The following is a 13823-nucleotide window of genomic DNA, read 5'->3' as shown; positions in this document are numbered from 1 at the left end:
TGGAGAGGAAAAAAGATCATGAAAAGACTTATATGCGCTTTAATTATTTTTCTTATGATGATAAGCGGCTGTTCCAATGCCGTTCAGACAAAAGGAGAAAAAGGTAGTGGAGGTACAAAAAAATTACAAATTGTCACCACGTTTTATCCAATGTATTATTTTACCCAAAAAGTGGCTGGCAATTCAGCAAATGTTGAGTTATTAATTCCGAACGGTGCAGAACCACATGACTGGGAGCCAACTGCAAAAGATATGGCAAAAATTCAAGATGCAGATATGTTTATATACAATAGCCGATACTTTGAAAGCTGGACTGAAAAAGTATTAAAGAGTATTAATGATTCAAATTTAACTGTTGTAGAAGCTTCAAAAGGGATTGAATTGATGAATGCATTAGAATCAGAGGAGGAACATCATTCTGATCATGCATCTTCAAAAGACCCCCATGTTTGGCTTTCACCCGTGTTAGCCCAGCAAGAGGTCGACACAATTGCTAAAGCAATTGAAAAGCTAGATTCAAACAATAAAAATCAGTATGAAAGGAATGCAGAGAATTTTAAATCCCAACTTGCTGATTTAGATCACTTGTACAAGGAGACAATTGATAAGGCGAAGAAAAAAGAATTTGTAACACAACATGCAGCATTTGGATATTTAGCAAAACAATACGGGTTAACTCAAATTCCGATAGCTGGATTATCCCCAGATGTAGAACCAACCCTAGGGAAATTGAAGGAATTAGCAGAAGTAACGAAGAAGAAAAATGTAAAGGTAATTTATTTTGAGGGACTTACTTCTTCTAAAGTGGCTCAGACATTAGCTAATGAAATAGGTGCTACAACTGAAGTTTTAAATCCATTAGAAGGATTAACTAAAGAAGAGCAAGAAAAAGGTTTAGACTTTATTGATGTTATGAAAAACAATCTTGAGGCACTAAAACCATCTATTTTAGAGTAATATTCCTCGAACGAAAAATCACAAAAAGGTCAAACCTGAATTCAAGTTGTCGTTCTGAATTCAGGTTTTCAAGTAGAAAGAGCCACCGAATTCGGTGGCTCTTTTAATATCCTCTAAAAACATACTCTTCTTTAGGAGCAGAAGTAGTCGACCAATCTTCTACCTTTAAATAGGGAATGTTTGTTTTAAAAGGTTGATAATAGATTGTTGATATTTTTCCTTTTACAGTTACCCATTCATCGTTTTTAAATTTCTTGCCATCAGGCATTTCAACTAACATTCCGAAGACACCTGAATCTGCAATACAATGGATCACACCAAAGCGGAACACAAATATCTGGTTCTTATTTATTGTTTCTGAATCATTGAAAACAAAACCTTTAAACTCGATTTCTTTTCCAAGAAAATCACCAGGGAAGTTATAAATAGTTTCCATACCTTTTAAATAATTCTTATCATTCAAGACAATCGTTTCTTTATTTACATACTTTTTCTTTTCCTTTTTCATTAACACATCATAATCTTCTTTCCCATAATACACACTTGTATCTGGTCGCAAAAATTGCTGTTGCATAAAGGAATCGCCTTTTCCTTCATCGTAAATGGGAAAATGAAATCCTTTTGCTTTTACAATATTTGAATCAAGTGTTGCAATTGGAAAAAATAATCCTGAAATAATTGGAAAGGCGAAAATTGGATATATGAAAACTTTTTTATACCATTTATTCTCTTTTGAATGATTATGCCCACAATGATCATGATCACAGCCAGCATCTTTTGACTCGCCTTTACTGAGCATAAAGATTTGGACAATCGTTAATACAAGTAACGCATAACCAGCAGTTGCAGAAAGATAAGAATATTTCATGTTGATATATTTATTAATATCCCCTGTAAGATGCATTTGAAAGATTAAATAAGTAAAACCAATTAATATTAAGCTTCTTATCATAGTTCCCACTCCTTAAAACAACAAAGAGTATACAAATACAACAGCGAAAACGGTAGAAACAATCATAAAAACTAGCCGCTTTTTAAACGTTGCAAGCATCATCATTAAATTTTTTATATCCACCATTGGCCCAAACACAAGAAACGCTAATAATGAACCAGTTGAAAATGTCGTTCTAAAAGATGAAGCGATAAATGCATCTGCTTCGGAGCAAAGAGAAAGAATAAAAGAGAGAGTCATCATCACGATGGAAGATGATGCTTGTCCCTGACCAATCGAAACAAGAGTCGATGTCTTAATATATGTTTGAACGGCTGCGGCAATTAGTGACCCGATAATTAAATATTTACCCATGGAGAAAAATTCTTCAACAGCATGTTCCAAGGTCAACCAGATCTTTTTGAAAAATGGGGTCGATTTTCCATCAGAATGGTGAATATGGAAATGCTCTTTAAAAGGGCTCCCTTTATATCGAAAAGCGATCAAAATCCCTACTACAATAGCTACAATGATTGCTCCCAACGCACGGTATAACGCCATCTTCCAGTCACTTCCGAATGCAATAAAAGTTGCAAATAAGACAACTGGATTGATGATCGGAGCTGTCAGCATAAATGCAATCCCCGCTGAAATCGGAACTCCTTTTGAAACAAGCCTGCTAACGATAGGCACAATCCCACATTCACATGAAGGGAATAGAATACCTAAGAAACTAGCAAAGATTACAGCTAGTACTTTATTTTTAGGCATGATTTTTGCAATCATTTCCTCGGTTACAAATATTTGAATGATCCCTGAAATTAGTACACCTAATGTCACGAATGGCAGGGCTTCAATTAAGATCGAAATAAAAATGGTATTCATCTGTAAAAAAGATTGCGGTAAGGATATACCAAACATAAAAGGCCTCCTATAATCCAAGACTCATGGAGACTACTATACTCTTATTCTATTAGTTCGTCTAACGAAAAATCTGGAATAAGTTATATTTATTAGCCATGAGTAATTTAAGTACTAAAAAAGGTCAACCATAAATATCTGGCGAACACAATGAAAGGCATGGGTACTTTCTTCAAAATATAATTATTACTAAATAACCTGATATACGAAAAAAATTTAATGCTACTTTATTAAATTTCTTTCGATGAAACAGGTAAAAAAAGCTTAATCCCCCGTTTATTGAACGGTAAGATTTTAAAATCTGCAATCAAATGACTTATGTATCCAGCAAGACAGGTGTAGAAAACGCCGTCAATTCCTAGGGATCTTTCTAATTTAGAAGCAATAATTCCGAAGAAAACAACCCCTAATATGGAATGGGTATAGCTTCGGTGTGATACTAGAGACGCGATTAAGATATAAATCCCAAGCAGTATTAACCAAATTTCTGTTAAGGAGAATCCACCTGCAATTACACCGATTCCTGTGATCGTTAACATGTGCTTTTGCTTGATCAATGAGGCTGCAATCATCAACCCCATTCCAATTCCTAAACCAATCCACTTCTCTCGAGTAGTTCCTTCATAAAAACTATAAAAGACCATCAGTATTCCAATTAACTGTCCCACTATTCGAATCACCTTATGAGATAAGGTGATTTTGCCCCGAAGCTTCCCGTCTATATCGAGATCGGGGATTAAGCCTGAAATACCACCTAATCCGACTAGAAAGAGTGTGGTTGAAGGGGAGGTATGGAAAGTGTTCGCAACTATAAAACCTGTTGCTGCTCCTATTGCTGCATGTGCCGTTCCGTTCACTTTTATTTCACCTCTATATGTTATTTATGGTATTTTACAAAACACCACAACATATTTAATATACTATAAAACATTTGTTCTGTTTAGAGGGAAGTTGAATTTGTTTTAAGCAAAATATATTTTGATTAGAGTCTTTTTATCAATCAGATAAAAATCGAATCATGTTGTTGTTTGTTTTGTCATTCCGTATAACATTTACATAGGGTAAAATAAAAATAAAAAGGGGGACTTGTCATGGACCTATTTTCAAGAATTGCAGAAGATAAAATAAAAGAAGCGATAAAAAATAAGGAGTTTGAAAATCTACCATCAAAATGCATCACTTTTATAATTTTTTACTAGTAATGATGTGATGAATCCAAAAGAAAGTATAGTTAGTATGGAATAGAAGAAACTTTGTGATCCGAGCACTCTAAACCCTGATAATAAGACTAAACCATCGACAACCAAGATAATGACTCCGATATTAAAAGAAAAGGATTTTGCTAAGAAATGCGCTAACAATTCTGTACCTGCTGTGCTTGTCTGATAGCGAAGCATTAATCCAACACCCAGTCCGCCTAGTGTTCCACCGATTATTGCACTAATAATAATTGGGAGTGGAAAATGATTTTGTAAAGGAGCCAGTATATCAATAAAAAATGAGGAAACCATTAGACCATGAAAGCTACTGTAAAAGTAGTTCCGTTCTCGGAACCATGCATAGATACACAGAGGCATACTAAATAAAATTACACATAAGCCCGTTTGAAAATCGAAATAATAATGGAGAATGAGTGATATGCCGATGATCCCACCATCTAGTAAATGATGAGGGATTAAAAATGCATTAACCCCAATCCCTATTAATAGGCTCCCAATTAAAATAGCCATTAACTTTTGCAGGATACCTCACCTTGCCTTATTCCATTTGTTTGAGTACTTAACTTTTACTAAACCTATATCCACGGATTTGGAAAAGCGATAAATCTTCTCAACAACAAAGACCGCTGACATTAGCGGTCTTTATTGTTGATCATCATCCCAATATTGCAGCGTATCTGTTTTTCCAGTAGGCTCACTCTTTAGTACATTCCCATCTTTGTCTTTATATACCTCATACTCCTGGTACGTTTCTACGATATAGCCATCCACTTTTTCGATTTTCTCTAGTTTTTCCTCCAATACTGGAATATCGTTAGAAGGCTCAACTTCTACTGGCTGTGCCATCACAGGTTGATCGGCAGAATATGCATAGTCTTTATTAATAAATGAGTAGGGTGAATCAAGATAAGCTGCAAATCCTAAGGTTACCAACAGGAGACAAATACATAGAACGTTTTTTAATTTCATAAACTGGGCTCCTTTTTACTTACATCCTCGTAACCCATTTTATGCATGTCCTAAAAACATATTCCAATTGATTAGTTTTGAATATTTGTTATTTTAACGGTATCGATCTGTGGGCGAAAAAGTAGAAATAGGATAAATGCTGCAATTGAAATAATCGCACCTGAGATATAAGGGAGGCCCATTGCCATCGAAAACAGCCATCCTCCAAGTGGCGGCCCAATAATCCTGCCTAGAGAATCAAAGGATGATAAAAGCCCAGTTGAACTTCCATAACCTGCCGTTGACGTCTTCGTAATTAGTGAAGAAACACTAGGACGAATTACGCCATTTCCTAGTCCAAAAATAGTTAAAAAAATGGCTGCAGTTGCAAAACTATTTACTAATAAAATTAAACCAAATCCAAGTGCAGAAACAATGATTCCGCACTGAATTACAACCTTTTCACCGTATTTCTTGGTCAATCTACCGACCAGACCACCTTGGACGATCGCACTTGCAAACCCCATGATCATAAAAATGTATCCAAGTTGAGTGGCGCCCAAATCTGCCTTTTTAGCGGCAAAGTAGGCAAACGTTGCTTCCAAACCAGAAAGTGATAAGGAAATTAATAATTGCACCAAATATAGTACGGTAACAGTACCACTAAACGCCTTCCCAAAAGAGGGTTTTTCTTTGCTAACCGATTCTTTTTTCTGTTTTGATTCTTTTAGCAAAATAAAAACAAGAATTAAGGTGATGAACGAAGATCCACTTGCAAGATAAAAGGGCATATTCAAGCTAAATTTTGAGAAAATCCCACCGATTGCCGGACCAAAAACAAAGCCTAAGCCGGTTGCTGCACCAATTATCCCCATTCCTTTGCCGCGATTTTCTTCCGTGGTGATATCTGCAACATATGCCATGGCTGTTGGCATATTGGCAGAGGAAAGAATGCCACCGATAATTCTTGCCGCAAATAACATCCAAAGCTCCGTAGACAATGCTTGAATTAGAAAAGAGAGACCAAGACCTGCAATTCCAATCATCATGACTGGCTTCCGCCCAATTCGGTCGGAAACTTGCCCCCATATCGGAGCGAAAATGAGCTGCATGAGCGAATAAACTGCCATTAATAATCCTAATTCGGTTGGATTCGCTCCAATTTCTTCAGCATAGAAAGGTAACACTGGAATGATAATTCCAAATCCCACCATCACCAAAAACATAACTATAAATAAAATCGGTAAAGCGGACTTAGTTTGCAAAGAATTTTCACCCCTTGATGACTTTTGAAGTCGTTGATATTACTTACTTCTTCCTATCAATAGGATAATTGAAATGTTCGTAGAAATACAAGCCTCATTCATCAATTATTTCCTTTGATGGAAATAGTATGCAGTTAGGGTTGATAACACAGGCTAAATTGGATCATATCAGATACTTAGGAGTTTGATAGCGATTAGCTAGCAGAGCATGTCAAACGGATATCAATGATTAATACTAAAAGAACACCGTTCCTTTCGAAGGAACGGTGTTCTTTTTATTGTGGATACCATTGAATAGTTCTTTGCGAGCATCTTATTTTACTGCCTTTCTCGTACTTTCTGAAGCAAAGTCAGCGATGACGACGAGAATCATATAACAAAGAAGTAACAGGGTGATTTCAGTATAGTGGAAATAACTCATCGCGAGCTTAAACTCCATTCCAAGGCCGCCTGCACCGACAAAACCGACAACTATCGTTGTCCTCATAATGACTTCCCAACGATATAAAATATAGGTAAGAAATCTAGGTAAGACACTTGGCAAGATCCCGTAGAAGAAGATCTGGATTTTGGAGGCACCTGCGGATGCTAAATTACGGATTGGTCGAGGGTCCATATCCTCAATTACCTCGGCCCAAAGCTTACCGAGTATCCCAAAGTTATGGAGTGCAAGTGCGATTGCTCCTGGCAATAACCCTGGTTTAAAAATAAAAATAATCAACATTGCCCAAACCAACTCAGGAACGGCACGTGAAAAGATATAAGTGATTCGGACGAATCCATAAAGAATCCAATTATACCATCTCTTTGATGAAGTTAAACTTCCATTTGCTATATTTCTAGCTGCTGGAATAACAGTTAAAAAGGCAGCAACCGTCGCAAATCCGATGGCCATGATACTCATTTCCAGTGTTTCAAGAGTGAGCTTTAATGCGGCAGACCAGCTTTCAGCATTTAGGAAAGCAGGATGCTTATCATTTAAACCTAATAGGCTGCCAAAAAACTTCTTCGCATACTCGATATTTTTATCCGACAGCAATTCAAATAACTCAGCATTCTCACCTATGGTAATAAATATCCATGAACCGATGATTAATAGCATGGTGAATAGGGTGGACCCCCATCCAGGACTGAATCCGTTCCGACGTTTTCGTTCCGTCAATCCTTTTCTAACATAATTACTCCATATATCCACGAACAAGACGAGAGCAATCAGGAAAAATATATATGCCCATACCTGATCATATTTCAAATCAGCGAGCGATAATTGAATTTGATAGCCTAAGCCTCCGAGTCCGATAAAACTCATAATGGCCGAAGAACGAATCGCACACTCAAAACGGTACATTGTGTAGCTGATCATATCTGCCCAAATCAATGGAAGGTAGCCATAAATAAGGATTTGAATTCTTGAGGCACCAGTAGATTTTAATGCTTTGATGGGCTCCTCCGGTACATCATTTAACATATCAGCAAAAATACGGCCAAGAATTCCTCCATATGGAATAGCAAGAGCAAATATAGCCGCATAAGGGGAAAGACCTACAGCAGCAACAAAAAGCCATGCCCATATTAACTCATGAATCGAACGAGTAAACCCTAAAACACCCCTAAAAATTACTTTAGATGTTAAACGAGCAACCCTGCCTGAGGTTAACGTTCCAGATGCAAGAATCCCTACAATCAGTGCATAAACTACAGCAAGAGACATTCCAGCAATAGCATAAGCAAGAGTAATCCAGGCAGATTCGAGCCCGTTGATCAATACTTCTGCTGACAAATCAGGTTGAATTAGGCCTTCAAATATTTGCAGTATCGTCGGAATTCCGCCTGCATGGAAAAGGTCGTCATTCCATTGAATCGAAAATAAGCTCCATACGAAAACTGACATCAATAGTAATGTAAGGATTAGGCGATTATACCTACCCAATACTGATTTTCGTCTCAACATCTTAACCTATCTCCTTTAGTCGATAAAGGTTGGTTAACAGATCATCCGTTACTTTTTCAGTCGGCAAATCAAAAAGGATTTCACCATTTTTAAGAGCGATGATTCTGGTGAAATATTTACGAGCATATTCGACGGAATGCAAACTGGCAATTAACGTTTGTTTTTCCTCAGAAACGATATTTATCAGCATAGCTAATACATCTTCGGCTCTTGCAGGGTCTAGGGAGGCAACTGGTTCGTCAGCCAAAATTACTTCAGGTTTTTGGACCATTAATCGCGCCATCGCGACACGCTGCTGTTCGCCTCCAGATAAAGTGGAGGTAATTTCGTACATCTTATCAGTAAGACCCACTCTTTCAAGTGCTTTTAAGGCGATTTCTTTTTCTTGTGGCACAAGTAACGACAAGAGGGATTTGAAAAGTCCCCAATCAGCTAATCGGCCAGCCAGGACATTATGGATAACCGCGATTGAGCCAATCAAATCAAATTGTTGACGAATCACACCAACCTTTTTTGCAAATTTATGCCCATTTTTATAGGCTGATATCGGTTTGCTATCAATCAATAGCTCGCCAATTTGGATTGGCACAAGGCCGGCAATTGAATTTAATAACGTTGTTTTACCTGCACCGCTAGGTCCAATTATCGCTACCAATTCCCCTTGCTTAATAGAAAAAGAAAGGGAAGATATGGCTATCTTCCGCTCAAAGTGTTTCGATATATTTCTTGCTTCAATCATTATTTTTGAAGTCATCTCTACGACACCTACTACTTAATAATCTGTAATTCTTTTGCTACTTGTTCAATTTTTTTGTAATTATCGTTATTCGTTTCCACAAAGCTATCTGTTTGGAATAAGTCCGCAATTTCCTTTTGCTCGCCAGTAATCGATAGAAGGGCGTCTTTTACTTTTTGCTTTGAACCTTTACCAAAGACTTCCTCCACATTGCTATTGATTGTCCAGTTATAGTCATAGTAAGCAGGAGTTGTATAGAATACTTTAACTTTTTTCGTATCAACTTTGCCTTCTTTTACAGCTGCTTCCCAAACTGCTTCATTTAGTGCACCCGCTTTAAAGGCACCGGATTCAATTAATTTGTAGGTTGTATCATGGGAACCGGAGAAATTAGGTTTGCCGTCAAAGTCTGTATTGGCATCAATTCCAGCCTCTGATAAATAGTAACGTGGCATTAAATGACCAGATGTTGAGCTTTCACTGCCAAAAGTGAATGACTTTCCTTTTAGATCTTCAAGCTTATTAATATTTTCTGATGTTTGGGTGATAAATACGGAATGGAATTCCGCGTCACGTGGTCGTTGTACTATCGATTCTGCTTCAGGGACAAGGTTCCTGGCTTGTACACTTGTTAATCCGCCAAACCAAGCCATATGAATTTCACCGCGTTGAAAACCAGTGACTAGTGCAGCATAATCAACAGACGGTACAAATTCAACTTTCATACCAGTCTTTTCGCTTAGGTATTTAGCTACGGCAGTCATCCCTTTATCTAAATCGGCGGCATTTTGGTCAGGAATTGCCCCAATTTTAAATACTTCATTCGTTGTCGTTTCTTTCTTACCTTCATTTGTTTTTTCATCACTTTGGCCACATGCAGCTAACGAAAATACAAGTATAGCAAGCATAATGACAGATATCCATTTTTTCATTAAAATTTACACCTCTATAGTATATTTTAAATAACTTAGAATTGCTTAACCCTATATATTATAGGAGAGGTATATGTAAAAATAAATTCAAATTATCTATTTGTTCAATAAAAATCCATCGGTTATATAGATTGAAGGGTGTTAGGTAATGAAAATATAAAAAAACCCCTGCCGCTAGAGCAGGGGGAATTAAACAATATTTCTTTACACTGTCTGTTGTGACCATTCTTCAACATTCCATACTTTTGTTACCCAATCTTCATAAAAGTCTGGTTCGTGGCAGACAAGGACGACAGTTCCTTTGTATTCTTTTAAAGCACGTTTTAGTTCTGCCTTGGCATCAATATCAAGGTGATTGGTCGGCTCGTCGAATAGGATCCAGTTACTTTCATTCATCATCAACTTACAAAGTCGGACCTTGGCTTGTTCTCCACCGCTTAGCTGATTCATTGGACGAGAGATGTGATCATTTTTCAAACCACAGCGGGCAAGAGCGGCACGCACTTGATTTTGATCCATGGATGGGAAGGCATTCCAAACCTCATCAATCGGTGTAATGCCGCCTGCTTTTACTTCCTGTTCAAAATAAGAAGGGAAGAGGAAGTCGCCACGTTCAACCTTGCCATTGATCGGATCGATTTTACCAAGCATCGTTTTTAGAAGGGTGGATTTACCAACCCCATTACAACCGATGATAGCGACCTTTTCGCCACGTTCTATGGTCATACTCATTTTCGGTAATAGTGGTTCTATATAGCCGATTTCTAAATCCTTAGCCTCAAAAACGTAGCGACTGCTGCTGCGAGACTCTTTGAATCCGAAGGTAGGCTTTAACGCTGTTTCTGGACGGTCAATCCGTTCAATCCGGTCCAACTGTTTCTGACGGCTTTTTGCCCGGCCAGTTGTCGAATAGCGTGCTTTGTTTTTAGCAATAAAGTCTTCTTGTTTTTTAATGAATTCCATTTGTTTCTCATAAGCATTAATATGCTGATTCTTATTAATTTCCGCTAACTCTAAGAATTTCTCATAGCTTGCTGTGTAGCGTGTAAGCTTCGAAAATTCTAATTGAAAAATAACATTGGAAACAGGATTCATGAATTCAGTATCATGAGAGATTAGGATAAACGCATATGGGTATTCTTTTAAATAAGAAGTTAACCAACGAATATGTTCAACATCCAGGTAGTTGGTCGGCTCATCGAGCAGAAGAACTTTTGGTTGTTCCAAAAGAAGCTTAGCTAGAAGAACCTTTGTTCGCTGCCCGCCGCTAAGTGCTGCGACGTCACGGTCTAAACCAATTGCATCAAGTCCCAACCCGCGTGCTGCTTCCTCAATTTTTATATCTAATGAATAGAATCCGCCAGCGTCTAAGACATCTTGGATTTCACCCATTTTGTCTAAAAGAACCTCTAGCTCTTCAGGTGAGGCATCAGCCATTTGAGCAATTACTTCATTTAGTTCCTTTTCTTTTTCGAAAAGAGGGAGGAAAGCATCGCGAAGAACGTCACGCATCGTTCTTCCTTTTGTCAGCACCGTATGCTGATCCAAATAACCGTAATGAACACCTGGTGTCCATTCTACACGACCGCTATCGTGAATCAATTGACCAGTAATAATATTCATTAATGTTGATTTACCGACGCCATTGGCGCCAACAAGTCCCACATGGTCTTCAGCTAATAATCGAAAGGAAACGTCTTTAAATAAAGTACGGTCTCCGAATGTATGACTTAAATTTTCTACATTTAGTAAGCTCATTTTTTGTAATCCTCGCTTCGTCAAGAATTAATACATTAGTACATCATACTAGATTTTTAAGGATTCGACTAGATTTTTGATGAGAAAAACACTGTATTTTTATTGGAAATAGTATAGGATGCCTAACTATTTGGGTATTTTAAATATAAAAAGGAAAAAGATATGATTGGATTACTTATTGCCATTATCACATTTAATTTTTTTGCTTTCAAAAATAATAAAATACTAAGTGCTAATCAAATTGTACATATTTGGTCATTTACAATTTCATTACAGGTCATCTTCGATGTGTTTATTGAATTCAAATACCACGGATACTGGTATTTTGACAATGAAATTGATTGGGCGGGATTGCTTCCACATTTATTCTTAGTTCCTGCTGTTAATATGATTTTTTTAAATTGGTTTCCTCATAAATCAAAAGTTATTAAGCAATTTTTTTTTATTACCATTTTTGTTATTGCCATTTTGATATATGAAGTCATTACATTGCTGCCTCCTCCTTGGGGATTCTTTCATTACGGCTGGTGGAAGCTTTGGCATGCAGCTATACTTGATCCGTTTTTGCTTCTTATCTTATTAGGATTTTATAAGTGGATTTGCAAGTTAGAAAAGGATGCATGCAAATCTCCAAAAACATAATTATGAAAAACAAATGGGCCTCACACGTGGCTCTTTTTGAAATTAAGAAGCATTAAAAAATAAATAATGAAAATGCTTAAACAACCGAATAACCTTGTCCATATAATAGTAAATAAGCGTGGAAGGGGGTGATTGGTTGGCGACCAATCATGATTGTATTACTATTGGGACCATTTCTGGGGGGATCGTAAACTTTGGTGGTGCAAATAATATTTCTCCAATATCGGTAACTAAAACAAATTCAGGTTCAGGAAGTGATAATACAGGGACTGATATTACGACCATCACTGGTTTAAGTTCTACAACTAAAAGAAACATAATTGAACTCTTAGAAATGATTAAGGCGATGCTTTAGAATGGCATCGCCTTTTTTGAAATTATTTAGATCCATTTCTAGCGTTTCGTAACATACATTTCCTGAACGAGAAACAACAAAGACGATACCAAATCAGTATCGTCTTTTTACTATTTCTTTTTCATTAAGAGGAAATTTGATTATTTGCTGCCTTAATTTGCTTTGTTGACTTTGTTACATTGAAAACAATGTTTAGGGTGTATTTGTATTAGATTTAAGTAAAATGGCTTAAATCAATTCATAAACGAGTCTGACAGTGTCCTAGATAAATTGAAAAGAGATGAAAAAAAGAAGCTCTTTATGAGCCACCTTGTAGTTAATCTAAATCAATTTTCTTAATTTCTAAAAAATTTTTAATAACAGTTTCAACAGTCCCTAATTTTCTATTAATATAACTATGCGGTTCTGATGTTTCTATATGCCCTTCTAACTGTTGTTCAATTACATCACACAGCATACCTGACATTCGACATAAATGGTCAATTGTATCAAGTAATTGAAGTTCTGTAAGCCCAGCGTTTGATCTAGTTTGATAATGGGTTACTTGATAGAAGATGTGATTGAGTCTTTGGTCTAATGCCTTCATGTCATCAATCGTAAATTTATCTTTTAAATTTGCCATAGTAACCATTCCCCCTAAGAATATTTACAGTTTAAAGGTATCAGATTGGCAAGGTAAATAGAACACAATGGCATGTTTCTTTACATGGAATTAATAATAACTCAACAATGCTTGAAAGGAGTGATGACTTCCAATAAAACAAGAAATTTATTAGGTGTATGGGAGGTGGATCAAAATTGAATAAGGAAAAGGACTTTGTATAACTATATAACCGAATTATAATTAGATGGTTTTCGTACCATTTGGACTAAGTTTGATAATAAAGTAAGAACTTATACAAGACACAAGAATGAAATTACATCTAAGTCTCCTGAGTTAGTTAATCTACCTATACCTGACGGATCGATTTTATCAATACCTAAATCCTAAAAAAACATAAAAAATAAAGGGTGATACATATTAGTCATGTCTAATATGTATCACCCATTTATTCAATTAAAGCGCCCTTTAATGGAACAACAAGGAGATTCTCTTTTAACCTTTAATTGGTCTGCAGTAGTCAAACTTCCTCTGTTAGATACTAAGTGTACAATGAAGATACGTGGGGTCGGCAGTCCCTTGAGGGGGATAAGTGCAATCGGAGTT

14 protein-coding genes and 1 pseudogene are annotated in these 13823 nt (G+C 36.7%); 4 read left to right on the top strand and 11 right to left on the bottom strand.

All coding sequences use genetic code 11. From position 1 onward, the window contains the following. Window positions 1-18 precede the first annotated feature (18 nt). Window positions 19-957: a metal ABC transporter substrate-binding protein gene (locus CCK98_RS17460; RefSeq protein ID WP_088087724.1), complete on the top strand. Its 939-nt coding sequence runs from the start codon at window positions 19-21 to the stop codon at window positions 955-957. Window positions 958-1060: 103 nt separating this feature from the next. Here CCK98_RS17460 and CCK98_RS17455 read toward each other — a convergent pair whose 3' ends face one another. From CCK98_RS17455 to CCK98_RS17410, 10 genes are all read right to left on the bottom strand, one after another. Then, the gene (locus CCK98_RS17455) at window positions 1061-1909 is read right to left on the bottom strand and encodes a TIGR03943 family protein (RefSeq protein ID WP_088087723.1); all 849 of its coding nucleotides are present in this window, start codon (window positions 1907-1909) and stop codon (window positions 1061-1063) included. A gap of 12 nt (window positions 1910-1921) precedes the next feature. Continuing rightward, on the bottom strand, window positions 1922-2809 hold the full coding sequence (locus tag CCK98_RS17450; protein WP_088087722.1) for a permease: 888 nt from the start codon (window positions 2807-2809) through the stop codon (window positions 1922-1924). Between the two features lie 230 nt (window positions 2810-3039). Continuing rightward, entirely contained in the window at window positions 3040-3666 is a 627-nt protein-coding gene (locus CCK98_RS17445) for a metal-dependent hydrolase (RefSeq protein WP_088087721.1), read from the bottom strand. A gap of 309 nt (window positions 3667-3975) precedes the next feature. Further along, window positions 3976-4539 (bottom strand): YitT family protein, encoded by a 564-nt coding sequence (locus CCK98_RS17440; RefSeq protein ID WP_179195844.1) that lies wholly within the window; start codon window positions 4537-4539, stop codon window positions 3976-3978. Between the two features lie 132 nt (window positions 4540-4671). Continuing rightward, window positions 4672-4998: a hypothetical protein gene (locus tag CCK98_RS17435; protein ID WP_088087719.1), complete on the bottom strand. Its 327-nt coding sequence runs from the start codon at window positions 4996-4998 to the stop codon at window positions 4672-4674. A gap of 71 nt (window positions 4999-5069) precedes the next feature. Then, window positions 5070-6242, bottom strand: coding sequence for an MFS transporter (locus tag CCK98_RS17430; RefSeq protein WP_088087718.1), 1173 nt, complete (start codon window positions 6240-6242; stop codon window positions 5070-5072). A gap of 313 nt (window positions 6243-6555) precedes the next feature. Then, the gene (locus CCK98_RS17425; protein ID WP_088087717.1) at window positions 6556-8193 is read right to left on the bottom strand and encodes an ABC transporter permease; all 1638 of its coding nucleotides are present in this window, start codon (window positions 8191-8193) and stop codon (window positions 6556-6558) included. Between the two features lies 1 nt (window position 8194). Beyond that, window positions 8195-8947 (bottom strand): phosphonate ABC transporter ATP-binding protein, encoded by a 753-nt coding sequence (locus CCK98_RS17420; RefSeq protein WP_088087716.1) that lies wholly within the window; start codon window positions 8945-8947, stop codon window positions 8195-8197. Window positions 8948-8961: 14 nt separating this feature from the next. Further along, complete coding sequence (locus tag CCK98_RS17415) at window positions 8962-9861, bottom strand: putative selenate ABC transporter substrate-binding protein (protein ID WP_088087715.1); 900 nt, start codon at window positions 9859-9861, stop codon at window positions 8962-8964. Between the two features lie 204 nt (window positions 9862-10065). Beyond that, complete coding sequence (locus tag CCK98_RS17410; protein ID WP_088087714.1) at window positions 10066-11619, bottom strand: ABC-F family ATP-binding cassette domain-containing protein; 1554 nt, start codon at window positions 11617-11619, stop codon at window positions 10066-10068. Between the two features lie 162 nt (window positions 11620-11781). Here CCK98_RS17410 and CCK98_RS17405 point away from each other — a divergent pair, with 162 nt between their 5' ends. Next, a complete protein-coding gene (locus tag CCK98_RS17405) occupies window positions 11782-12261 on the top strand; it encodes a hypothetical protein (protein WP_088087713.1) in 480 nt (159 codons plus the stop codon). A gap of 136 nt (window positions 12262-12397) precedes the next feature. Continuing rightward, on the top strand, window positions 12398-12616 hold the full coding sequence (locus CCK98_RS17400; protein WP_088087712.1) for a spore germination protein: 219 nt from the start codon (window positions 12398-12400) through the stop codon (window positions 12614-12616). A 316-nt stretch (window positions 12617-12932) separates the two neighbouring features. Here the strand turns inward: CCK98_RS17400 and CCK98_RS17395 are convergent, their stop codons facing one another. Continuing rightward, window positions 12933-13238: a hypothetical protein gene (locus CCK98_RS17395; RefSeq protein WP_088087711.1), complete on the bottom strand. Its 306-nt coding sequence runs from the start codon at window positions 13236-13238 to the stop codon at window positions 12933-12935. Between the two features lie 180 nt (window positions 13239-13418). Between CCK98_RS17395 and CCK98_RS36845 the strand changes: the two are divergent. After that, window positions 13419-13589: pseudogene (locus CCK98_RS36845) on the top strand (hypothetical protein); the annotation flags it as partial. Window positions 13590-13823: the final 234 nt, after the last annotated feature.

Source organism: Bacillus sp. OV166, assembly GCF_900177675.1.
Lineage (GTDB): Bacteria > Bacillota > Bacilli > Bacillales > Cytobacillaceae > Neobacillus.
Note: the sequence above shows the minus strand (reverse complement) of the source record. Positions and strands in the feature narration are given on the sequence as shown.

Bases quoted from the DNA above. Each gene is read 5' to 3' on its own strand.
- CCK98_RS17455 (WP_088087723.1), bottom strand. From the start codon at position 1,909: ATGATAAGAAGCTTAATATTAATTGGTTTTACTTATTTAATCTTTCAA.
- CCK98_RS17415 (WP_088087715.1), bottom strand. From the start codon at position 9,861: ATGAAAAAATGGATATCTGTCATTATGCTTGCTATACTTGTATTTTCG.
- CCK98_RS17450 (WP_088087722.1), bottom strand. From the start codon at position 2,809: ATGTTTGGTATATCCTTACCGCAATCTTTTTTACAGATGAATACCATT.
- CCK98_RS17420 (WP_088087716.1), bottom strand. From the start codon at position 8,947: ATGACTTCAAAAATAATGATTGAAGCAAGAAATATATCGAAACACTTT.
- CCK98_RS17405 (WP_088087713.1), top strand. From the start codon at position 11,782: ATGATTGGATTACTTATTGCCATTATCACATTTAATTTTTTTGCTTTC.
- CCK98_RS17395 (WP_088087711.1), bottom strand. From the start codon at position 13,238: ATGGCAAATTTAAAAGATAAATTTACGATTGATGACATGAAGGCATTA.
- CCK98_RS17425 (WP_088087717.1), bottom strand. From the start codon at position 8,193: ATGTTGAGACGAAAATCAGTATTGGGTAGGTATAATCGCCTAATCCTT.
- CCK98_RS17435 (WP_088087719.1), bottom strand. From the start codon at position 4,998: ATGAAATTAAAAAACGTTCTATGTATTTGTCTCCTGTTGGTAACCTTA.
- CCK98_RS17440 (WP_179195844.1), bottom strand. From the start codon at position 4,539: ATGGCTATTTTAATTGGGAGCCTATTAATAGGGATTGGGGTTAATGCA.
- CCK98_RS17410 (WP_088087714.1), bottom strand. From the start codon at position 11,619: ATGAGCTTACTAAATGTAGAAAATTTAAGTCATACATTCGGAGACCGT.
- CCK98_RS17460 (WP_088087724.1), top strand. From the start codon at position 19: ATGAAAAGACTTATATGCGCTTTAATTATTTTTCTTATGATGATAAGC.